At 67.4% G+C, this 21,803-nt stretch carries 15 protein-coding genes; 11 read left to right on the plus strand and 4 right to left on the minus strand.

Translation table 11 applies throughout. The features are described from left to right. Nucleotides 1–14 precede the first annotated feature (14 nt). From NCG93_RS16380 to NCG93_RS16390, 3 genes are all read left to right on the plus strand, one after another. A complete protein-coding gene (locus NCG93_RS16380) occupies nucleotides 15–848 on the plus strand; it encodes an alpha/beta fold hydrolase (RefSeq protein ID WP_194412821.1) in 834 nt (277 codons plus the stop codon). A gap of 185 nt (nucleotides 849–1,033) precedes the next feature. Then, nucleotides 1,034–3,865, plus strand: a complete 2,832-nt coding sequence (locus NCG93_RS16385; protein ID WP_194412822.1) for an FAD-binding and (Fe-S)-binding domain-containing protein — start codon at nucleotides 1,034–1,036, stop codon at nucleotides 3,863–3,865. Between the two features lie 8 nt (nucleotides 3,866–3,873). Further along, the gene (locus tag NCG93_RS16390) at nucleotides 3,874–5,211 is read left to right on the plus strand and encodes a family 43 glycosylhydrolase (RefSeq protein ID WP_194412823.1); all 1,338 of its coding nucleotides are present in this window, start codon (nucleotides 3,874–3,876) and stop codon (nucleotides 5,209–5,211) included. Nucleotides 5,212–5,237: 26 nt separating this feature from the next. Here NCG93_RS16390 and NCG93_RS16395 read toward each other — a convergent pair whose 3' ends face one another. Together NCG93_RS16395 and NCG93_RS16400 are read right to left on the minus strand one after the other, a co-directional pair. Then, entirely contained in the window at nucleotides 5,238–6,386 is a 1,149-nt protein-coding gene (locus NCG93_RS16395) for a serine hydrolase domain-containing protein (protein WP_194412824.1), read from the minus strand. A gap of 47 nt (nucleotides 6,387–6,433) precedes the next feature. Beyond that, a complete protein-coding gene (locus NCG93_RS16400) occupies nucleotides 6,434–7,717 on the minus strand; it encodes a LacI family DNA-binding transcriptional regulator (RefSeq protein ID WP_252787583.1) in 1,284 nt (427 codons plus the stop codon). 23 nt (nucleotides 7,718–7,740) lie between these two features. Here NCG93_RS16400 and NCG93_RS16405 point away from each other — a divergent pair, with 23 nt between their 5' ends. The 4 genes from NCG93_RS16405 to NCG93_RS16420 all read left to right on the plus strand — a co-directional run bounded on the left by NCG93_RS16405 (nucleotide 7,741) and on the right by NCG93_RS16420 (nucleotide 12,812). Then, complete coding sequence (locus tag NCG93_RS16405) at nucleotides 7,741–8,709, plus strand: carbohydrate ABC transporter permease (protein WP_194412826.1); 969 nt, start codon at nucleotides 7,741–7,743, stop codon at nucleotides 8,707–8,709. Beyond that, nucleotides 8,706–9,530, plus strand: coding sequence for a carbohydrate ABC transporter permease (locus NCG93_RS16410; RefSeq protein WP_194412827.1), 825 nt, complete (start codon nucleotides 8,706–8,708; stop codon nucleotides 9,528–9,530). The genes NCG93_RS16405 and NCG93_RS16410 overlap by 4 nt, the downstream gene beginning before the upstream one ends. 95 nt (nucleotides 9,531–9,625) lie before the next feature. Further along, nucleotides 9,626–10,906 (plus strand): ABC transporter substrate-binding protein, encoded by a 1,281-nt coding sequence (locus NCG93_RS16415; RefSeq protein WP_194412828.1) that lies wholly within the window; start codon nucleotides 9,626–9,628, stop codon nucleotides 10,904–10,906. 85 nt (nucleotides 10,907–10,991) lie between these two features. Further along, a complete protein-coding gene (locus NCG93_RS16420; protein ID WP_194412829.1) occupies nucleotides 10,992–12,812 on the plus strand; it encodes a PKD domain-containing protein in 1,821 nt (606 codons plus the stop codon). A gap of 111 nt (nucleotides 12,813–12,923) precedes the next feature. Here NCG93_RS16420 and NCG93_RS16425 read toward each other — a convergent pair whose 3' ends face one another. After that, entirely contained in the window at nucleotides 12,924–13,577 is a 654-nt protein-coding gene (locus tag NCG93_RS16425) for a TetR/AcrR family transcriptional regulator (RefSeq protein WP_194412830.1), read from the minus strand. A gap of 165 nt (nucleotides 13,578–13,742) precedes the next feature. Here NCG93_RS16425 and NCG93_RS16430 point away from each other — a divergent pair, with 165 nt between their 5' ends. Genes NCG93_RS16430 through NCG93_RS16440 form a run of 3 tightly spaced genes read left to right on the plus strand, consistent with a single transcriptional unit; the run spans nucleotide 13,743 to nucleotide 18,989 of the window. Beyond that, nucleotides 13,743–15,314 carry an MFS transporter gene (locus NCG93_RS16430; protein WP_194412831.1) on the plus strand — a complete coding sequence of 524 codons (1,572 nt, stop codon included), beginning with the start codon at nucleotides 13,743–13,745 and terminating at the stop codon, nucleotides 15,312–15,314. Next, the gene (locus NCG93_RS16435; protein WP_206687295.1) at nucleotides 15,311–17,347 is read left to right on the plus strand and encodes a hypothetical protein; all 2,037 of its coding nucleotides are present in this window, start codon (nucleotides 15,311–15,313) and stop codon (nucleotides 17,345–17,347) included. Before NCG93_RS16430 ends, NCG93_RS16435 begins: the two co-directional genes overlap by 4 nt. A 43-nt stretch (nucleotides 17,348–17,390) precedes the next feature. Then, nucleotides 17,391–18,989, plus strand: a complete 1,599-nt coding sequence (locus tag NCG93_RS16440; RefSeq protein ID WP_194412832.1) for a DUF5597 domain-containing protein — start codon at nucleotides 17,391–17,393, stop codon at nucleotides 18,987–18,989. On the opposite strand, the gene NCG93_RS16445 is transcribed toward NCG93_RS16440, so the two are convergent. Further along, nucleotides 18,983–20,041: a substrate-binding domain-containing protein gene (locus NCG93_RS16445; protein ID WP_194412833.1), complete on the minus strand. Its 1,059-nt coding sequence runs from the start codon at nucleotides 20,039–20,041 to the stop codon at nucleotides 18,983–18,985. The genes NCG93_RS16440 and NCG93_RS16445 overlap by 7 nt on opposite strands. A gap of 109 nt (nucleotides 20,042–20,150) precedes the next feature. Between NCG93_RS16445 and NCG93_RS16450 the strand changes: the two genes are divergently transcribed. After that, on the plus strand, nucleotides 20,151–21,656 hold the full coding sequence (locus NCG93_RS16450; protein ID WP_252787584.1) for a glycoside hydrolase family 43 protein: 1,506 nt from the start codon (nucleotides 20,151–20,153) through the stop codon (nucleotides 21,654–21,656). The last annotated feature ends 147 nt before the right edge of the window (nucleotides 21,657–21,803 follow it).

Below are 21,803 nucleotides of genomic sequence, written 5' to 3' on the forward strand. Positions count from 1 at the left end.
AGGTAACATCAATCATGAGCACTCTCACGGAACACACCGAACGGATCGACACCCGCCTCGGCGAACTGCACGCTCGCGTCTACGGCGACGGGCGCCTCACGATCCTCTGGTCGTCCATGTTCGTCGACGGTCATACCTGGGATCGCATCCTTCCCCGCCTGAACGAGGGCGGTGCCATCCGCAGGCGGTTCGTCCTGATCGACCCGCCGGGCCTGGGACTGAGTGCCCCGCTGCGTCGTCGCTCCACGATCGCCGAAGCGGCGGATGCTGCGCGCGATGCCCTCGTGGCGCTGGGCGCGACCGAGCCCGTCGATTGGCTGGGGAACGCCTTCGGTGGTCATGTCGGACTGGACCTCGCGACGGATCCTCACACGCTGCGCAGTCTGGTCGCGGTGAGCTCGCCAACCGAGCCCATTGCGCCCGGCCTGCGGCGCAAGATCGGGATCTTGAAGCCCGTCCTCCGGCTCGCGGGCCCGGTGGGACCTGTTCGGCACGCCATCGTCGACGCCATGCTCACGGAGGAATCCGCCTCCACGCCCGCCACGCGCCAGGTCGTGCTCGACAGTCTGCGGCGCCCGACGAAGGCGAGCATGAGCCTCGCGTTGCGCTCGTTCATCATCGACCGGACCGATGTCACCGACAGCCTCGCCGACATCCGTGTGCCGAGTCTCTTCGTCGCCTCCGACGACCGCGGCGACTGGAGCCCGGCAGACGCGCAGCGCGCGGCATCCCGCGCTCCCGGCGCTCAGGCTGTCACGATCCCCGCCGCACGCACCTTGGTCCCCCTCGAACAACCCGAGCGGCTCGCTGCCGTGATCCTCGAGTTCTGGGCCGGTCTCCCGGAATGAAGCCCGTGCGACTGCGTGAGACAGCGATCCGCTCGAGCGTGCAGGCAACCCTGCCGATTCTGGACGAACGTTGTCGCTTGGGAGATGACCCGCGAGTGTGGTCGTCTTTCCCATTATCGGACTAGTATCCCGATAGTTGGACGAAAGGGAGTTCAGTGTATGTACGCGATCGCCGAGGGTCTCACGTGAGTCGCACTGGCACGGCCACCCTGCCCGTCACCGACCCCGCGTTGCTCCGCGAGCTCGAAGCGGCCGGTGTCGCCGTCGGCGTACGAGCGACCGACCGGCTCGCCGCCGCTCACGACGGCTCGCACTATCTCCTCACTCCACAGGCGGTCGTCACCGCTCGCGACGCGGCAGATGTAGCGGCGACAATGCGCGCCGCCCGGCGATCGGGAGTTCCTGTGACCTTCCGATCCGGGGGTACCAGCCTGTCCGGGCAAGCGGGAACGGGCGGGGTCCTCATCGATACGCGCAAGAACTTCCGTGCGGTGCGGGTGCTGGCGGGCGGCGACGTCGTCCGTACCGGCCCGGGTGCGACAGTCCGAGCCGTCAACACCAGGCTTGTTCGCCACGGACGCAAGCTCGGCCCCGACCCCGCGAGCGAGATCGCCTGCACCATCGGGGGCGTCGTGGCTAACAACTCCAGCGGTATGTGCTGCGGCACCCATTCGAACACGTATCGCACCCTGCTCTCGTCGGTCTTCGTGCTGCCGTCCGGATCGGTGCTCGACACCTCCGACCGCGATGCCGACGACCGCCTTCGAGCGGCAGAACCTCTCATCCACGAGGGGCTCGGGCGGTTGCGGGACCGTGTCCGAGACAATCCCGAGTCGGTTGTCGCCATCGAGAGGCTTTACGCGATCAAGAACACGATGGGGTACGGCCTCAACGCGTTCGTCGACTATGACCGTCCCATCGACATCCTCGAGCGTCTGCTCATCGGAAGCGAGGGCACCCTGGCGTTCGTGGCGGAGGCCACCTTCAGCACCGTCGCGCTCAAGGCGCATGTCTCGACCGGTCTGCTGATCTTCCCGACATTGGATGCCGCCACCGCAGCTCTGCCCGCTCTTGTGGACTGCGGCTTCGCGGCCATCGAACTGCTCGACGCCACGAGCCTGCGCGTCGCCCAGCGCGACCAGGACGCGACTGCTGAGCTGCGGGCACTCGCCGTGGACGGGCACGCGGCCCTGCTGGTCGAGCACCAGGGCGAAAGCGCTGACGAACTCGAGCAGCTCGTGTCGCGATCGACCGCGCTCCTGAGTGCGCTGTCACTGAGCGTGCCGGCTGCATTGAGCGCCGACCCGGTGACGCGTGCGCAGCTCTGGCACATCCGAAAGGGCCTGTTCACCGCCGTCGCCGGCGCCAGGCCTTCCGGGACGACAGCATTGCTCGAGGACATCGCCGTCCCGGTGGACCGGCTGCTTCACACCTGCACCCGTCTCATCGAACTCTTCGAGCTTCACGGTTACGAGGAGAGCGTCATCTTCGGCCATGCGAAGGACGGCAACATCCACTTCCTGCTCAACGAGCGCTTCGACGATCCGCCATCGCTCCTGCGCTACCAGGCGTTCACCGACGACATGGTCGAGCTCGTGCTCTCCCAGGGCGGCACGCTCAAGGCCGAGCACGGCACCGGCCGCATCATGGCCCCCTTCGTCCGGCGTCAGTACGGCGACGAGCTCTACGACGTCATGCGCGAGGTCAAGGCGCTCATCGATCCCGAGGGGCTGCTGAATCCGGGCGTCCTCATCACTGACGACCCGACGGCGCACGTGCGCGACCTCAAGATCGTCCACACGGTCGAGGAAGAGGTCGATCGCTGCGTGGAGTGCGGCTACTGCGAGCCGGTGTGCCCGAGCAAAGACATCACCCTCACCCCGCGCGAGCGCATCGTGCTGCGGCGCGAGATGGCGCGCGCCCAGGCGGCCGGAGACACTTCGCTGGCAGAGCAGCTGCGTGCCGAGTACGACTACGACGGCGTGCAGACCTGCGCCGTCGACGGCATGTGCCAGACCGCCTGCCCCGTCCTCATCAACACCGGCGATCTCGTGCGGCGCCTGCGAACCGAGAACCAGAATGCTGTGGCCGAGGCGGGGTGGAAGCTCGCGGCCACGCAGTGGAAGACGGTCAGTCGCGTGGGCGGCCTGGCCCTGACAGTGGCGGATGCCGTCCCCGCGGCGCTCCCCAGTGCCGCGACGGCTGTCGCACGCGCGGTGATAGGCGACGATGTCGTCCCGCAGTACACGGGCGACCTTCCTGCGGGAGGAGCGCGCCGCCGCGTCTTCGCCGAGCCTGACGCGGTCGCGGTGTACTTCGCGAGCTGCACCACGACCATGTTCGGGCCTGCCGAACCTGGCACCCGCGGCGTCTCCGAGTCGTTCCTCGAGCTGTGCCGGCGAGCGGGATTGCCGCTGGCGACGCCCGACGACCTGCCCTCGCTGTGCTGCGGGACGCCGTGGAAATCCAAGGGACTCGCGGACGGCTACCGCGTCATGAAGGACCGCGTGACGGCATCCCTGCGTCAAGCCACCAGGGATGGCGCGCTGCCCGTCGTCTGCGACGCTTCGTCGTGCACCGAAGGGCTGCACCTGCTGGTCGAGGCCGCGGGTGAGGCGGGCATCCGGGTCGTCGACGCCGTGCGATTCGTCGACGAGGTCGTGCTCGACCGCCTTCCGGTGGGGGAGCGGGTCGCCTCACTCGTGCTGCATCCGACCTGTTCGTCCAACCGCCTGGGCATCGACGACTCGCTGACGCGGGTCGCCGGAGCCGCCGCGCACGACGTGGTCGTTCCCGAGGACTGGGGATGCTGTGCCTTCGCCGGAGACCGAGGGATGCTGCATCCCGAACTCACCGCCTCGGCCACCGGCCGCGAGGCGGCCGGCGTCGCAGCTGCGGGCGCCGCCGAGCACGCATCGCTCAACCGCACCTGCGAGCTCGGGATGGCCCGTGCCACCGGCCGGCCGTACCGGCACGTTCTCGAAGTGCTGGCCGACACCCTCGTGCCGAGCAGCTGAGGAGATCCGTGGCCGAGAACCTGAAGAACGCCGCAACGGTCGCGGGCGGCGCGAGGAACCCGGTGCTGCCGCTGGAGCACCACATTCCCGATGGCGAGGCGCGCGTGATGCCGGACGGGCGCCTCTACGTCTACGGCAGCTATGACATGCTCGCCGACTGGTACTGCTCGGATCGGTACCGGGTCGCGTCCACGGCGGATCTTCGCGAGTGGACGGTGCACGACGTCTCGTTCCAGGGGCGCGACGTGCCCTGGTTTCCGGACCCCCGAGGCTATGCCTCGTCGCTGCCCGCCGATGCACGCAGCGGCGTCGACGAAGAGGGGATGCCGCCGCCTCAGTATGCGTCCGAGCCGCTGCTGTACGCGCCCGACGCCATCGAGCACCGGGGCGAGTACTTCCTGTACTTCTGCATGTCGGACGGCAGTGAGGGTGTCGCGAAGTCCACGTCGCCGTTCGGCCCGTTCTCACAGCCCCGGCAGCTGTCCTGCACGGGGATCGACCCCTCGGTGTTCATCGACGATGACGGCCAGGTCTACTACTACTGGGGTCAGCTCAGTGCGAAAGGCGTCCGCCTGGACCACACCATGACCTCGTTCGATCCCGACGAAGTCGTCGACGGACTGCTCACCGAGAGCACACATGGATTCCACGAGGGGTCGTCGGTGCGCAAGATCGGCGAGACGTACTACTTCGTGTTCGCCGACGGCCACCGCGGTTCGGCCACGTGTCTCGGCTACGCGACGTCGGACTCACCGCTGGGCCCGTTCCGATACCGCGGGGTGATCATCGACAACGCCGGCTGCGACCCTGAGACACTCAACAACCACGGCTCCATCGCTTGCGTCGGTGGTCAGTGGTACGTCTTCTACCACCGCAGCAGCCGGGGGAGCCGCTACTTCCGCCGGTTGTGCATCGAGCCGATCCAGATCCAGGCCGACGGCAGCATCCGTGAGGTGCCGATGACCTCACAGGGCGTGGGCGAGCCTTTCGGCGCCGGTGAGTACGTCGAGGGCTTCCGGGCGTGCGAGCTGCGGGGACGGATCCGCATCGACGTCAGCAGTGCCGGCGACGAACGGCTCTGCGGCGCCGCGGAGGGCGACCAGGCGATCTTCCGCTACGTCAGTTCGTCCCAGGGCTTCTCGTCGATCTCGCTCGACGTCGAGGGTTCCGGCGAGATCGCGGCCTACCTCGGAGGCGAGCTCGTCGGTCACGTCTCCGCCGACGGACACCGCCAGACCATCAGTATGGAGTTCGACCGGCACCCGGCCGAGAACGCCGAGCTCATGCTGCGCCTGGGCCGCGCCGGTGACCTGTCGATCTGGGGGTGGACTCTCGGCGCGGGCTGACGGAGCCGCGCGTCGGCGGGATGCTGTCAGCCCAGCACTCTCGACAACGCCGCAACGACCGACTGGCCGCGCTCCCAATCGCCGATCTGGTTGGTCAGGTATGCGAACCCGATCTTGTGGTGGGGGTCGGCGAACGAGACCTGGCCGTTCGCGCCGTCATGCCCGAACGAGTACTCGGTCAGGTACCACTCCCAGTGCGACGGGATCATCACTCCGGCGCCCCAGGCCTGGTAGGGCGGTGGCCCGGCGAATTGAGGTCGTCCAATTGAGCGCGGCGCGCGCAGCGCGTCGGCGGTCTCTGCAGAGATCAGTCGCGTACCGTCGGTGGGGGTGACCGCCGCCGACCAGATCTTCGCGATCGCCGGTGCCGAGGCGATGCCGTTGACGCCCGGCAGCTCGGCGCGTCGCCCGCGCTCGCTGAACACCAGGCCGACGACGTCGATTCCGGCGCCGAGGTCCATCGCGCGCTGCGGCCACGGGTCGGCTTCGTCCGGCGCGGAGGCGGGAGCCGGGCGCGGGTCGGCAACGAGCGGCGCCACGCGTCCGTCGAACTCGGCAGGCAGTCCGACCCACGCTTCCGCCCCGAGTGGACCGGCGATCTCTTCGGCGAAGACGGTCCCGAGCGATCGCGAACCGGCCAGCGAGACGAGCTTCGAGGTGAGCGCCCCGTGTGTAAACGCGTGGTACTGGTGACTGGCGCCCGCCTTCCACAGGGGCTCCTGCGCAGCGAGCACATCGGCTGTCGCAAGCGAGTCGAGGAACACCTCTTCCGTCAGGGCCTCGCGCGGGGCCGACAGACCGGCTCGATGGGCGAGGAGGTCCCCGATCGACACGTCGCCCTTTCCGTACGCGGCGAACTGGGGCCACACCTCTCCGACAGGCGTGTCGTATGAGGGCAGGTCGCCGCGCTCGATGAGTCTCGCGATCACCAGTGAGGCGAGGCCCTTCGTCACGGACGCGATGGGGATGAGCGTGTCGAGCGCGAACGCGGTGCCGGCCGGCCGGTCGGCGGTGCCCGCCGCGAGCTGAACGACGGGCAGCCCGTCCTTCCAGATCGCCAGGCTCGCCCCCGAGGCGCGGCCGTCCGCGATCGTTGCGAAGAATGCCTCCGCCACCGGCTCGTATCCTGGCGCGACGACCGTGCGGTCGGCCTTCTTCGGCGACTCCTGGGTCATGTCGTCGTCTCTCCATCCATGGGTCATCGAATCCTCGAGCCGTGGGGTCACTGCTCGATGGGCGTTGGCAGAAAGCTGCTTGCCCGCACTACGAGCGAGGGCGTCACGAGTTCGTGCCGGGAATCGTCCCGGCCCGCGATCCGCTCCAGCAGCATCTCGGCGGCGATCGAGCCCATGTCGAGGCCGGACTGATCCACGGTCGTGAGCGAGATGGGGCCGATCGCCGACGTCGGCGAGTTGTCGTAGCCGGCAAGGGCGAAGGAGTTCGGCGGGACGACCGCGCGCTCCCAGATCTCGCTCATCATGCCGAACGCGGCGATGTCGGCGCCGGCGTGGACGGCGGTGGGCTGCGGGGTGAGCGTGGCCAGGTGGCGTGCTGCGGCACGGCCTCCCTCCAGGCTCCAAGCCGCGGGAATGATTGTGGCCGGCAGTCCGTGCGCGGCCATCGCCGAACGGAACCCGTTCATCCGTATGGTCTCGGGAAAAGATGAGTGCTCGGCCTCATTGTGGTGCGTGACGAACGCGATCCGCTCATGGCCGAGTTCGACGAAATGATCGACGACCAGCTTCGCGCCGAGCTCGTCGTCGCCCGAGATCGAGTCGAGTGCCGCGCTGGAACTGTGCCGACCGACCAGCACCATGGGGATCTCGCCGGCGATCCTGTCGAGCTCGTCGTCGCTCGCGCGGGGCGACACGAGGATGACGCCGTCCATCTGGTGATCGATCAGGGCGTTCATCACCGCACGCTGGCTCGAGGAGGTCACCCCTCCCGGGGCGATCAGAATCTCGTAGTTGTGCTGAGCGATGACTTTCGAGATGCCGCGCTGCAACAGGCTGAAGAACGGGTTCTCGATGTCGGAGACGATCATCCCCACCGTGTAGGTGCGTCCGCGCATCCCGCGCGCGGGACGGTGCGGGCGGTACGAGAGCGCCGTCATCGACGCCCGGACGCGCGTGCGCATCGCGTCGCTCACGCCCGGCGCGTTCCGCAGCACCTTTGACGCGGTCGCGACGGAGACGCCCGCGTGGTGCGCGACATCGACGATGGTCACGCGGCCGGCACGTCTTCCCGCCCTGGCGGAGGATTCGACACTCTCGGCCATCACCGTGCACCCCGTTGTCTCGCGCGATCGTTGAGGTCGGCGGATTGCTTCGAACGGCAGTCGGCTCCGACTGTCCGAATATAACGTTCTCTTCCTCGCCGCGACGCAGCAGTGATGAACGATCGAGTGCGTTGCGCAAAAGGAACAGACGAGATTGCGGGATGCGCTGGCTCGGCCATAGCGTGTGCTGCGGATGGAGAACGTTCTCTTTCCGGCGGACCACACCATGCGAAGGAGCACGGGGCTGACAGATGTCGACCTTCAGAACAACAACGGCAGCGACCTTCGGCAGCACCACAGCGGCGCCCGGTCTGGAACGCGTTCGTGCGACGCGGGGACGCCGCCCGCGCAGCCATTCCGTCGGCCGGAGCCTGTGGTGGTTCGTGCTTCCCGCGCTGGCCGTGTACCTCTACGTCGTGCTGGTCCCCACCGTGCAGGGCGCTGCGTACTCCTTCACGGACTGGTCCTCGTCGTCACTCGACAAGACCTTCATCGGGTGGGAGAACTACATCGAGATCTTCAAAGGCGATGCCGGGCCCGCCACGATCCGCACGCTCTTCATCGCGTTCGTGACCGTCGTCGCGCAGAACGTCATCGGGTTGGGCCTCGCGCTGCTCCTGAACGGCGCCATCCGGGGTCGCAACGTGCTGCGGACCATCATCTTCGCGCCGCTCGTCGTCTCTGCGCTGGTGGTCGGCTACCTGTTCAAGTACATCTTCGGGCCGCCCGACATCGGCGGGATCAACACGGTCCTGGCTGCTCTCGGCATGGAGCAGGTCGACTTCCTGGGCAACCCGACAATCGCGCTCTGGATCATCATCGTGACGATCATCTGGCAGTTCACCGGCTCGACGATGGTCATCTATCTCGCAGGTCTCCAGGGCGTGCCTGCCGAGCTCCTCGAGGCCGCGTCGCTCGACGGCGCCGGCTTCTGGCAGCGGTTCTGGTTCATCATGCGGCCGCTGCTCGCTCCGGCGATCACGATCAACCTCATGCTCGGCCTCATCGGCGGGCTGAAGATCTTCGACCAGATCTTCTCGCTGACCGGCGGCGGGCCGGCCGGTCAGACCCAGACGATCTCCACGCTGATCTATCAGCTGTTCTCGCAGTTCGGTCAGTACGGCAAATCTGCCGCTCTGGCGATGGTGCTCGCCGTCGCGGTGGCCATCCTCGCGTTCGTCCAGTTCTCGGTCCTTCGTCGGCAGGAGCAGTACTCATGAAGCCGTCCCGCGGGGTGAGCGTCGCCACCCACACCATCTCGTACGGAACGACACTGGTATTCCTCATCCCGGTGTACATCCTCATCAACCTGTCGATCCGTCCCGCCGATGATCTGACACCTGCGCTGATCCCGAGTTCGCGGGCGACGCTCGACAACTTCGTGAACGCCTGGACGCAGTCGTCGCTGCCGAGCGCGATCGTCACGAGTGTCATCGTCACCGGCGTCTCGTGCCTGACGGTCGTGATCCTCGCCACGATGGCCGCGTATCCGCTGGCACGCTCGACCTCGCGGCTGTCGAACCGGACCTTCTTCGTCTTCTTGACGGGCCTGCTCCTCCCCTTCCAGCTCGCGTTGCTGCCTCTCTATATGCAGATGCGCGACATCGGCCTGCTCGGAAGCATCTGGTCGCTCGTGATCGTCTACACCGGCGTGCAGATGCCGTTCTCGATCTTCCTCATCACGACCTTCCTGCGTTCCAGCGTGCCCCTGGACTTCGAAGAAGCGGCCCGCATCGATGGATGCGGCAACATCCGGGTCTGGTGGCACGTGGTCGTCCCGATGCTGCGCCCGGTGCTCGGCACCTGCATCATCCTCAACGGTGTCGGGATCTGGAACGACTTCTTCACCCCGCTGATCTACCTCGCCGGCAGCAACCAGAAGACCATCCCGATGGCGATCTTCGAGTTCGTCGGGCAGTACACCGCCAACTGGCCGCTGATCTTCGCCGGCCTCATCATCTCGATGGTTCCGATCCTCGTGCTCTACCTCGTCTTCCAGCGCTACGTCATCCAGGGCTTCGCGGGGGGATTGAAGGGCTGACCGCAACGGGCAGCAGCCCGTCCCAACACGTCCCGGCACGCACCCTCGTCGGGCCTACCAAGATGCAATCACTCACACAGAATGGACAAGGATCGATGAAGATCAGATACGGCCTCGGCGTCGCGACGGTGCTCGTCGCCACGATCGCCCTCGCGGGCTGCTCCGGTTCCCCGGCCCCCGCCGCCTCGGACGGCTCGGTCAGCGGAACGCTGACCGGCGTCTTCGACGTCAACTTCAAGGACACGATGGAAGAGATCGTCGCGAACTTCGAGAAGAAGTATCCCGACGTCAAGGTCGAGTTCAATTACCAGGGCGGTGATGTCGGCGGGCTCATCTCCACCCAGCTGCAGGCGAACACGGCCCCGGACATCCTGCTGACCTTTCCCGGCGGCGACGCCGGTTCGGGTGCGAACGTGAACGTCGTGACGCTCGCTTCGCAGGGCAAGCTCATGGACCTCTCCGACCAGGCGTGGACCAACGAGGTGCCCGAGATCTGGCAGTCGGAGGTCGCGTACAAAGACAAGACGTATGCGTACCCGGGCGCAGCTCAGCCGCTCGCGGCGATCTACAACCAGGACGCTCTCGACGACGCCGGCCTCACCGTCCCCGAGACCCTCAGCGACGTCTACGAGCTCTGCGAAGCCGCGGCGGCGGACGGCATGTACGCCTACGCACAGGGGCTCGGCGAGACGCTCGCGGGGCCGCAGATGCTTTCGTTCGGGCAGACGGCATCCCTCGTCTACGGACCCGACCCCGACTTCAAGTCGAAGCTCGACGACGGCAGCGCGACCTACCAGGACTCGGCGTGGGTCGATCAGTTCGAGATCTACCAGAAGATGTTCGACGAGGGCTGCTTCGGCGAAGGCGCGCTCGGCCGCGACCGCAAACAGGGTGGCGACGCGGTCGCTGCAGGCAAGGCCTTCGGGATCGTCGACGTGGGTGCCGCCAAGTCCGCCATGGTTGCGACCAGCCCCGACACGCAGTACGTCGTGGCCGGCATCCCCGCGTCCGATGACGGCGATCTCTACGTGACCGCGCTGCCGGGGTACACGGTTGCGGCCAACGCCGCGGCCAAGAACCCGACCGCCGCCGCCGCGTTCATGGAGTTCCTCGCCGAGCCCGCCCAGTCCGTCATCTACGCGAACGGATTCTCGTCCGTGCCGATCATCCCGAACGACGAGTACACCGCTCCGGCCGACCTCGAGCCGTTCGCCGCACTGCTCGCGTCCGGCCAGTACGCGAAGCTGCCCAACCTCGGTGCTCCCGAAGTGCAGGTGGCTCTGAACGAAGGCGTACAGTCCCTGCTGCTCGGCGACGACACACCCGAGAGCGTGGCCGAGAAGATGCAGGACGCGTTCGACGCCGCCAACAAGTAGGGCCCGAACAGCGAGGGGATGTCGTCGTGTGATCGGCGGCATCCCCTCTGCTCTCCACATCGACAATGACGTTGAAGGAAATCTCTTGAGAATCAGCACATCACTGCGCCGCGGCGCGCCCGCCGCCATCCTTGCGCTGGCCCTGGTCGCCACCATGGCGACCGGATCGCCCGCCTCCGCCGCCCCGCCCGTCGACTGTGTGACCGCTCCCGGTGGCGCCGTCCTGGTCACGCCCGACTGCAACGATCCCCTGTACGCCGCGCCCGTCATCGACAGCGAGTCCGACGAGACGGAGCCGGTCGCCCATCACAAGGTGTCAGGGCACTTCGAGGGAACGCAGATGCAGTTCAACATCTACCTTCCGCCGGCCGACACGTTCCAGGGGCGGTTCTTCCAATACACCTACCCGCTGACGGATGCGAACGCTACAGCGCGCGCAATCGGCTTCGGCGCCGAGAACGGCGGCTATACCGTCCAGGCCGGATCCTCCACCGGCAACTCGCTCGGCTACCGGCACGACGCGGCCGCGGCGAAGTTCGCCGAGACTGTGGCGTCCGCCTACTACGGTGTTCCGCCCACCGGCATCAACGGCTACCTCTACGGCGCGAGCGGAGGCTCGTTCCAGACGATCGGTGCGGCCGAGAGTACCACCGGGGTGTGGCAAGGATTCGTCCCGATGGTCATGGGCACCCCGATGTCGACGCCCTATACATTCTTCATCCGGGCGATGGCACGCCTGGTGCTGGCCGACAAGGCCCAGCAGATCTCCGACGCCGTCCTGCCCGGTGGCAGCGGTGATCCATATGCGGGCCTGGATGCCGCCGAGAGCGCCATGCTGCGGGAGCTGACCGCCTTCGGGGTTCCGCTGCGAGGCTGGGAGGATCCGGACTACCTGCTCGGGCTGTCGGCGCCCGACGGCCTGCTCGGCTTCGGTTCGGTCGTCCAGGCGATCGACCCGAGCTACGCCGACGACTTCTGGTCGAAGCCGGGCTACCTCGGCACCGAGCAGTCCCCGCTCGGCGACGAAGTGCGCGCTGCGCTCGCCGCCGGCGGCGACCGCTGGGACATCGCGCTGCGGTCGTACTACCGGCACCAGCTGCCGCCCGCCGACAGTGGGTACTACGGGTTCGACCAGTTCAGAGACGCGGCCGGCTCTCCCCTCTATCCGCAACGCAGTCTGGTCGTGGGTCCGCTCGTACTCCGGGGCAGCAGCGGCAACGCGTCCTACTCCGGTCAGATCCACGGCAAGATGATCGTCGTCGACAACCTCCTCGATGTCGATGCGATGCCCTGGCACGCCGACTGGTACGCGAAGCGCGTCGCAGCCTCGCTCGGTCAGTCGGAGTTCCGCAACAACTTCCGGCTGTACTACAACGACAACGCGGATCACCTCGGCGGCGACGGCGACGAGGGCCACGGCGCCAACCGGCTCATCAGCTACTGGGGTGTCCCCGAGCAGGCGCTGCGAGATCTGAGCGCATGGGTAGAAAAGGGCACACCGGCGCCCGCCTCGACGAAGTACACCGCGACGAACGCGCAGATCGAGGTGCCGAGGCTCGCCCTGGCGCGCAAGGGTGTCCAGCCCGTGGTGGATGTCACCGCCAACCTCCACAGCGACGTCGTGCACACCCGTGTGGGAAGGACTGTCGCGTTTGCCGCTGTGATCCAGCTGCCCGGCACCGCTGGGCGGGTCGTGACCACGGAGTGGGACTTCCCCGGCACGGGAGACTTCGTCGAGCGCCGGTTCGTCGGATCCAAGCTCGGCGCGGTGGGAGCGACCTCGTACACGTTCACACAGCCGGGCACATACTATGTGGGCGTCCGAGTCACGGCGCAGCGGGGCAATCCGTCGAGCGCCTTCGGCCGCGTGCAGAACATCGACCGCATACGCATCGTCGTCGAGTAGACGATCCGGGTGAGGCCATGGCGCATGGCCTCACCCGGAGGTCCAGCCCCGGGAGGCTCCGCGGGGCTTCGCGTCGTCGCGTCTTTTCAGGCTCGCGCGTCGTCATGAGTGTCAGAATTCGCTCTCGGCGCTTCCGATCGCACGCTGCAACGTCATCCAGCTCTCGCCGCTGAGGCGGCGGACCGCGTCAGCCAGCAGCTTTCCGCCGTCGGCCTCGGGATCGTTGGCGAAGACGGTGACGAGCCCCTCCCACAGCGCGATGGTCTGCCGGGCGAGATCGACCGAGTCGACATCGGGATGCGCGAGCCCATCGTGCTTGCGCTGGTCGAACATGCGCGCGAAGATCTCGACCTGACGGGTGGTGCGACGGCCGACGTAGTCCGCTGCGGATGTGCCGGGCGTGGCCGCAAGGCCACGCACGAGCCCGGCCAGGCGGAACCGCGGATCGTCAGGGGAGCCTGCGCGGTACTGGCGTGCCAGCTCATCGGGATCCAGCCGGAGCTCGGGATCGTCGACGTGACCCGCCGCAGCGCCCTGCTCGTCGGCGAGTTCGAGGGCGGCCACGAGCAGATCGTCCCTGGTCGGGAAGTGATAGAGCACAGTCGTCTCAGGCGTATTCGATCGCTCGGCGACCTGACTCGTCGTTAGCGACTCGGGGCCGACCTCATCCACCAACTGCAGCACGACGGCTGCGATGTGCCGGCGGCGCACCAAAGTGCGCGCGTACGGTCCTCGCTTCTGGGTCACGGTCTCGGCTCTCGCCATCGTCTGCTCCCACCCCGTGCGGACGAAATGACCGCTTGGCCCAAGTTTAGATGCGCCCTGTTTTTGCGCAACCTATTACTCCGAGTAGAAGCGCCTTGAATGCTGTGGTTTACTCGGGATTGACTTAGGGAAGCACCTTTGCCACTACTCAGAGAAGAGCAGCTGATGGCATCATCACTCGACGAGGCTCCGCCCATGGCGGACTCCGGCAAGCACGAGAGCTCGCGCGAGCGGGCCGAGGCCCGGAAGGACCGCGTCTCCATCTGGCGGATCATCCCGTGGTCGACACACTCGTTCTCGATGAACGCGCTGATCGTCATGGTGGGCTACTTCACGATCTACGCCACGGACACGCTCCGCCTGAATCCCGCGATCGTGGGTGGACTGCTCGTCGCTGCCAAGATCGTCGACGCCATAGGCGCGCTCGTGGCCGGATACCTCGTCGATATCGCACCGGAGACCCGGCTCGGCAAGGCGCGTCCTTTCGACCTGGTGATCATCCTCTGCTGGGCTGCCACAGCGTGCCTGTTCTCGACGCCGGGCGGGCTGGGCGACGTTGCCAAGTACGCGTGGATCTTCACGTCCTATGTGCTGCTCACGGCGATCTTCATGCCGTTGTACAACGCGAACAATCCGCTGTACACGGCGCGGGTGTTCCCCAAGCGCGAGCACTACAGCGACGTGGCGGCCAAGACGGGAGTGGTGACCATTCTCGCTGCCATCGTCATCACGATCGTGATGCCGATCGCGGTCGGCAACGCGGGCAAGGATCCGGGTGCCTGGTCGCTGGTCGCCGTCTCTGCCGCCGTCGTCTTCACCTTGATCGGCCTCGTGCGCTTCTGGGTCTTCCGCGAGTCTCCTGAGGCCGCCGCGATCGAAGCCGAGCGCGTGCGCATGAAGGACATCCTGTTGGTCCTGCGCACCAACCCGCACATGTGGATCCTGTCGATCATGTCGCTGGTCGTCGGCATCTACGCGAGTTTCACGGCGGGCGCCTACTACTTCCGCTACATCGTGGGCGACCTCGCCCTGCAGGGAGTGGTCTCGATCTCGTTCGTCGCGCTGATCCCGCTGATGTTCTTCTTCCCCGCCCTCATCCGCAAGCTGTCGGTCTCACGCATGATCGCCTTCTCGAGCTTCATCGGAGCGATCGGCTATCTCGTGATGACGCTGGCCGGGGGGAACATCGCCATCATCATGGTCGCCTCCGTGCTCACCGCGCTCGCCGCGCTGCCGGTCAGCTTTCTCGCGCCCATCCTCATCATCGACAACTCGACGTACAACGAGTGGAAGGGCCACCGACGCCTCGAGAGCGTCGGCGGAGCGCTGTTCTCCTTCGCAGGCACCGTCGGACAAGCAATCGCCGCCGGTCTCACGGGTGTGGTGCTCGTGATGACCGGCTATGTCGGTGCAGCCGACACTCAGTCCCCGAGCGCGATCGCGGGCATCGTCGCGGTGAACAGCTGGATCCCCGCCATCTTCGCGGTGATCGTGGGCTTTATCGCGCTCTCCTACCACCGCCTGGAGAAGCGCATCAAGGTGATCAGCGCCGAAGTGCTGGCCCGCCGGGAGATCTCGGCCGAAGCGGAGATCATCCCCGGTGCGCCGCACAGCGGAACGGAGGCGCTGCGCGTCGTGCGCGAGGAAGGGCGGGCACCCCTGCTGCGCCGCGGATCGGCGGCCCCCCACGACGACGCCCCGGGCCGCGTCAGCCCCCAGCGAGAGGAAAGCGAATGAACAGCCCCGACACCGTGCTCGACCTCGTGACCGGATTCACGGCAGATGACGCGCTCTATACCCGCCCATACATCGACATCGACGAGGAGCGTGACGGCCCGTCGACGCATCGCTACATCCATGGCGGCTTCGCCGGCACCGACAACCGCTTCTCGATGTATCTGCCTCCGGCGAACGAGTACGAAGGACGCTTCTTCCAGCACATCACTCCGGTGCCGGAAAGCGAGCACCTGGCGACTGGACTGACGGGAGCCGACGACAAGATCGGCTTCGCGTTCGCGTCAGGAGCCTTCTTCGTGGAGACGAACGGCGGCGGAGCGGTCGATCTGTCGAAGCCGCAGACCGACATCGACCCGACGATCGGTGCCTACCGCGCCGGCGCCGCCGTCGCGGGGCTCGCCAAGGTGATCGCACAGGGCGTCTACGGGTCGCACCGTACCTACGGGTACGCCTACGGCGGCTCGGGCGGCGGCTTCCGGACCATCGCCTGCGCAGAGAACACCCGCGGGGTCTGGGACGGTTTCGTGCCGCACGTCATCGGCAGCCCCGTCGCGATCCCCAACGTCTTCACGGTCCGGATGCATGCGATGAGAGTCCTTCGCGACGTGCTCGACGACATCGTCGACCAGATCGAGCCGGGGTCCGAGCAACGCCTGGGCGAGGGGCTCAGCGAGGAGGAGACGGCGGCGTTCAACGAGGTGACCCGCATGGGCTTCCCTCCGGCCGCATGGGTCGGCCACCGCACCATGGGCACCCAGGCATTCGGCGTGCTTTACAGAACGCTGAAGGCAATCGATCCCACGTACTTCGATGACTTCTGGACGCAGCCCGGATACCTCGGCGCGGAGCCGAGCTCGTCGATCCACCGTGACCGTGTGCGCTTCTCCACGACGGTCGCAGCCGTCATCACGCGGCGGGAGGCCGTCGCATCCGGGCTCATCGCGCTTCCCGCGGGACCGTCGGGCGGCGTGGATGAGGCGTTCAAAGGCCCAGAGCAAGGGGGAGATGTCGTGGTCGCCCTGCGCCTCGGTGAGTCCTCAGCCACCGAGCCGATGAACGCCGAGCTCCACATCGCGTCCGGTTCTACGCAGGGTGCGGTCGCCCTGCTTCAGAACGTCGTCGGCGATCTCGCTCTCGTCGACTTCCCCGAGCTGAGCCCCTTCCTGCAGCAGGTGCGGCCGGGCGACCGGGTAGACGTCGACAACAGCAACTTCCTGGCGGCTCAGACCTATCACCGGCACCAGGTTCCGGCACCGGAGTTCACGGTCTGGGATCAATTCCGCGACGAGTCCGGCGATCCGCTGTACCCGCAGCGGGACCTCCTGCTGGGTCCGCTCATGGCGCGAGGGGCCTCGGGCGCCCTGCAGTCGGGCGACATCGGGGGCAAGATGATCGTCGTCGAGGCGCGGTACGACCGCGAGGCGTTCGCGTGGCAGGCCGACTGGTATGCCGGCAAGGTGCGCGAGCACCTGGGCGATGCTGCCGATCAGCACCTCCGCATCTGGATGGTGGACCGTGCGCTGCACGCTGACATCTCGGATCAGGAGCTGCCGTTGCACACCGTCTCATACCTCGGCGTGGTGCACCAGGCGCTCCGCCAGGTGGCTGCCTGGGCCGAAGACGGCATCGAGCCGTCGCCCTCGACGCGGTACGAGGTGGTCGACGGTCAGATCCGGCTCACCGACCCGAGCAACCCCGGCGGGGTTCAGCCCGTTGTCGCACTGACCGTCTCGGGAGGCGCACGCGCGGCGGTCGCCATCGGTGAGGAGGTCGAGTTGCCTGTGACGGGTTCTGCCGTGGACCCCCGATCTCGCGTCGTGGAGGTTCGTTGGGACCTCGACGGCAGCGGCGAGTATGCCGTCGGTGGTGTTGTGCCCCCGGCATCCGTCGTTGATCAGTCGATCCGGCATGCCTTCCAGGAGGCTGGCACCTACTTCGTCACCGCGAAGGTCACGGCTCAGCAGCACGGCGACCCAGAGACCCCCTTCGCGCGCGTCGACAACCTCGCCCGCGTCCGCATCGTGGTCGCATGAGACGTGACGCCGCACGTTCCATGTTCCCGCCCCGGGAGGTTTCATGAACGACCCGCACCGCAGATTCGTCGATGGCCGATTCGTGCTGCGCGGACGCCCCTACCTGATCGTCGGAGGCGAACTCCACAACTCCGGATCCAGCACGCCGCGCGCGATCGAACAGTCCTTGGACGTCGCCGCCGAGATCGGCGTCAACACGGTCTTGGCGCCTGTGGCCTGGGAACTGATCGAACCGCAAGAGGGTGTCTTCGACTTCCACACGGTGGACGCGCTCATCGAAGGCGCGCGCACTCGCGGGCTTCACATCGTCCCGTTGTGGTTCGGCACCTGGAAGAACGGGATGTCGACGTACGTGCCGGGCTGGGTCAAGCAGGACCCCGAGCGGTTCCCGCGCATCCGGAACGCGTCAGGCGAATCGATCGAGGCGATCTCGCCGTTCTGCCGGGCCGCGCGAGACGCGGATGCGCTCGCCTTCGCCGCACTCATGCGCCATCTCGCTGCGCACGACGACGGTGAGACGGTGCTGATGGTGCAGGTCGAGAACGAGGTCGGGGTGCTCGGCGATTCCCGGGATCGCAGCCCGCTCGCCGAAGAGCGATGGGGGGATGCTGTCCCGGCCGCCGTGCGTGAGGCCGTGGGTCGATCCCGCCCCGGCCGTCTGCGCAGTACCATGCAGCGGTCGGGTGGCGGCGAGAACGCCGACTGGCAGACCCTCTTCGGCGACGAGGCGGACGAGGCGTTCATGGCGTCGGCGTACGCGTCGTACATCGACGCCGTTGCTCGCGCGGGGCGCGAGGCGTTCGACGTTCCGCTGTATGTGAACGCCTGGGTCGACGCCAATCTCGAGAGCGACGGCGGCGACTCGGAGTTCGCCCTCGGCGGCGGGACTTCGCCGGGCGTGTACCCGAGCGGTGGGCCGCTGCGGCATACGTCCAGCATCTGGCGTGCGCTCGCGCCGACCCTCGACTTTCTCGCGCCGGATCTGTACTTCGGGTCGTTCGACCTGATCGCCGGCGAGTACGCAGCGATCGACGGCATCCTCTTCATTCCAGAGATGCAATGCAATCGCGTCGGAGTAGAGCAGATGTTCCGTGCCGTCGGTCAGCTCGGAGCATCCGGGGTCGCGCCGTTCGCCTTCGACCTGATGACGAAAGACGATCCTCACTACGCGGATGTGAAGGATGCGTTCGCCCTGCTGTCTGCGATCGGCCGTGTGGTCGAACAGCACCCCGGCGCTGAACTCACCGGCTTCACACTGACCGACACCGATCCCACGCGGCGGCTGTTCCCGGACGGCGCACTGGAAGTGACGCGCAGCCACATGGCCGAGATCTTTCCGACACCCCGAAACGGGGTAGGTGTCGTCGCCAGACTGGACGACGACGCATATGTGATCGTCGGGCGGGGGTTCGCGGTGAGGGCCCTGAGAGCCGATGGCGCGAGGGCCGGGTGGCTCAGTGTCGAAGAACTCGAGCACGAGGACGATCAGTGGGTGGTTCGTCGGCGTCTGAACGGCGATGAGATCGGCGGCGGGGAGTGGATACGCCTGCCGGCGATCGAGCAAGTTCAATCCGAGCTGTTCCCGATCCGCCAGAGCACGGTGTCCTCAGGGGCGCTGCGAGTGAGAACGTACTCCTACTGACTCGGTGCCCCCGGTGCGGACTCGACGTCGTCGCCGGTTCCGAAGCCGGTGGAGCCTCGCGCCACGAGTGCCGAGGGAAGCTCGACGCGCTCGAAATGGTCCGCATCCCGGTGACGCAGGTCTCTGACCAGCTCGACGGCTCGAGCAGCCATCTCGCGCAGCGGCTGCTGCACGGAGGTCAGCGGCGGGCTGGCGGTCGCGGCTCGCGGCTCGTCGTTGAACCCCACGACGCGGATGTCGTCGGGAATGCGGCGACCCAAACGGCCGGCAGCGCGGTACACCGCGAAGGCCATCTCGTCGTTGCAGGCGAAGACGGCGGTCGGCGTGGGGGCCGACACGAGCGTCTTCAGCAGCTCTTCGGTGACGACCGCGTCGGTCCAGCGCCCGTTCACGTGGTGAACCGGCGACTCCGGGCGGTGATCGGCGATCGCCTGGCGGAAGCCCTCCTCGCGGGCCCGCCCGAAGCGATAGGGCGGCGTTCCCGTCACCACGACGAACCCTGCGGCACCCGACTCGATCAGATGGATGCCGGCGTCATAGCCTCCCTGCCAGTCGGTCGTGCCGACGCTGGCGAGCTCGCCCTGGGGGTCGGATCGAGGCTCGAGAAGCACGATCGGGATCCGCAGTCCTCGGAGCTGGTCGAGTTGGCGCTGAGTGGGCCGGATGATGCCGATGATGACACCGGACGGCCGTCGCGTCGCGACGCGTGTCGGCCAGTCATCGGCAGGATCGTCGCGCTCGAGCGTCAGGACGAGATCGAACCCCAGCCGGAACGCCGCCTCGCGAGCTCCCGTCGTGACGGCGTCCGTCCACGCGTCGTCGAAGCTGCCCAGCACGAGCTCGATAAGGCGCGGGTCCAGCACGGTCGGGCGACCCCGATGAGGCCCCGAGGCGTCGTACTCGAGCGCGCGCGCGGCTTCGAGAACCCTCTCCCGCGTCTCGCGCTTGAGGTCGCCTCGCCCCGAGAGCACGCGGGACACGGACGACACCGACACCCCTGCCGCCGCTGCGATCGTGCGCAGCGTGACGGTGCGATCAGGGGAGCCGTCCATGGAGGCCCTTCCTCTCCGCTTATTTGCGCAACGACCGTGGGGCGGATCCAATGTACTGCGAGGATCGCCTGGCGGAGGACCGACGAGGTTCCGTTCGAGAGGAGAACCGGTGATCGAGGCTGCAGTCAGTGAGCCCACGCGCGCGATGAGCGCGGAGGTCCAGCCGATCATCCCCGGGTTCTTCCCCGACCCCACGGTCTGCCGTGTGGGCGGGGACTACTACATCGCGAACTCCAGCTTCGAGTACTTTCCGGGTGCGCCGATCTTCCACAGCCGCGACCTCGTGAGCTGGACCCAGATCGGCAACATCCTGACGCGTCGGTCGCAGTTCCGAGTCGGCATCCCGGGTCCCTCGACCGGCATCTATGGTTCGACGCTGCGTCACCACGACGGACGCTTCTGGTTCATCACGACGAACATCAGCGACTTCGAGTCCGGGCAGCTCATCGTTCATGCGACCGATCCGGCGGGTCCGTGGAGTGACCCCGTCTTCGTGCCCGAGGCGATCGGCATCGATCCGGACCTGTGCTGGGACGATGACGGCACCTGCTACCTCACCTGGCACGTGCTCGACTTCACCGTCGGTGGCCAGGGCATCCGCCAGGCGCCGATCGACCTCGCCACGGGCCGCCTCCGCGAGCCGCATTATCCGGTCTGGCAGGGGAGCGGGATGCCGATGGCCGAGGGTCCCCACCTCTACCGCATCGGCGAAAGCTGGTACATCGTGCTCGCCGAGGGCGGCACCGAGCGCGGGCATTGCGTGACAGTCGCGCGCGGACCGAGCCCCCGTGGCCCCTTCGAATCATGCCCTCACAACCCCGTCTTCACTCACCGCAGCAGTTCGCACCCCGTGCAGAACGTCGGCCATGCCGACCTCGTCCAGACGCCGGACGGCGCCTGGGCCGCCGTCTATCTCGGTGCTCGCCCGCGCGGGTCGACACCCGGCTTTCACGTGCTCGGCCGCGAGTCGTTCCTCGCCGGCGTGGACTGGGTCGACGGGTGGCCCGTGTTCGACGAGGCGCGCTTCGAGATCCTGCGGGGCGGTTCCGGCTTCGTGGAGGACTTCACGGGTGCGGTACTCGATCCGCGTTGGGTCACCGCGGGCAGTGAGCCCGACGCCGTGGTCGAACGGGCGCTGGAGGGCGGCATCCGGTTCCGTGCGTGGGGGTCGGCCGGTGACGTGCTCTGCACGCGGGTGACGGAGTTCGCGTGGCAGGCCGATGCCGTCGTGGATCGGTCCGGCGTCCTCGGACTGCGCCTCGACGACCGGCACTGGTGCGGCGTCGTCTTCGAGCACGGCCACGCGTACGCGATCGTGCAGATCGGCGATATCCGTCAGCGGATCGGCGCGGTCGACATCGCCGGCGAGACTGCGACCCTGCGCATCTCGACGACCCCTCCACAGACGCCCCCGGTGCCGTTCGGCTACGCCGGCCCCGACGATGTGGTGCTCTCGGTCGTCCGTGGCGGTGAAGCGACCGAGCTCGCCCGCCTCGACGGCCGCTACTTCTCCACCGAGGTCGCCGCCGGCTTCACCGGCCGGATGCTCGCTCTCGGTGCTCCGTCCCGCGATGGGCGTGTCCTCTCGGTCGCCTATCGACCGCTTCCTGACTGAATCCCCGAGGACACCATGCGCTGCATCGACCGACAGACTCCGGCATCCGCAGTTCTTCAGCACCCTGATGCGAGCAAGGCGATCGCCGCCATCGCGCCTGATCTGCTGGCATCGCCGATGCTCGCGCAACTCGGCGACTTCCCGTTC

The organism is Microbacterium yannicii (assembly GCF_024055635.1).
GTDB classification, from domain to species: Bacteria; Actinomycetota; Actinomycetes; order Actinomycetales; family Microbacteriaceae; genus Microbacterium; species Microbacterium yannicii.

What these genes read in the sequence shown, in the direction of transcription:
- NCG93_RS16425 (WP_194412830.1), bottom strand. Translation starts at nt 13,577, where the DNA reads ATGGCGAGAGCCGAGACCGTGACCCAGAAGCGAGGACCGTACGCGCGC.
- NCG93_RS16380 (WP_194412821.1), top strand. Translation starts at nt 15, where the DNA reads ATGAGCACTCTCACGGAACACACCGAACGGATCGACACCCGCCTCGGC.
- NCG93_RS16445 (WP_194412833.1), bottom strand. Translation starts at nt 20,041, where the DNA reads ATGGACGGCTCCCCTGATCGCACCGTCACGCTGCGCACGATCGCAGCG.
- NCG93_RS16405 (WP_194412826.1), top strand. Translation starts at nt 7,741, where the DNA reads ATGTCGACCTTCAGAACAACAACGGCAGCGACCTTCGGCAGCACCACA.
- NCG93_RS16410 (WP_194412827.1), top strand. Translation starts at nt 8,706, where the DNA reads ATGAAGCCGTCCCGCGGGGTGAGCGTCGCCACCCACACCATCTCGTAC.
- NCG93_RS16440 (WP_194412832.1), top strand. Translation starts at nt 17,391, where the DNA reads ATGAACGACCCGCACCGCAGATTCGTCGATGGCCGATTCGTGCTGCGC.
- NCG93_RS16395 (WP_194412824.1), bottom strand. Translation starts at nt 6,386, where the DNA reads ATGACCCAGGAGTCGCCGAAGAAGGCCGACCGCACGGTCGTCGCGCCA.
- NCG93_RS16435 (WP_206687295.1), top strand. Translation starts at nt 15,311, where the DNA reads ATGAACAGCCCCGACACCGTGCTCGACCTCGTGACCGGATTCACGGCA.
- NCG93_RS16415 (WP_194412828.1), top strand. Translation starts at nt 9,626, where the DNA reads ATGAAGATCAGATACGGCCTCGGCGTCGCGACGGTGCTCGTCGCCACG.
- NCG93_RS16400 (WP_252787583.1), bottom strand. Translation starts at nt 7,717, where the DNA reads ATGGTGTGGTCCGCCGGAAAGAGAACGTTCTCCATCCGCAGCACACGC.
- NCG93_RS16430 (WP_194412831.1), top strand. Translation starts at nt 13,743, where the DNA reads ATGGCATCATCACTCGACGAGGCTCCGCCCATGGCGGACTCCGGCAAG.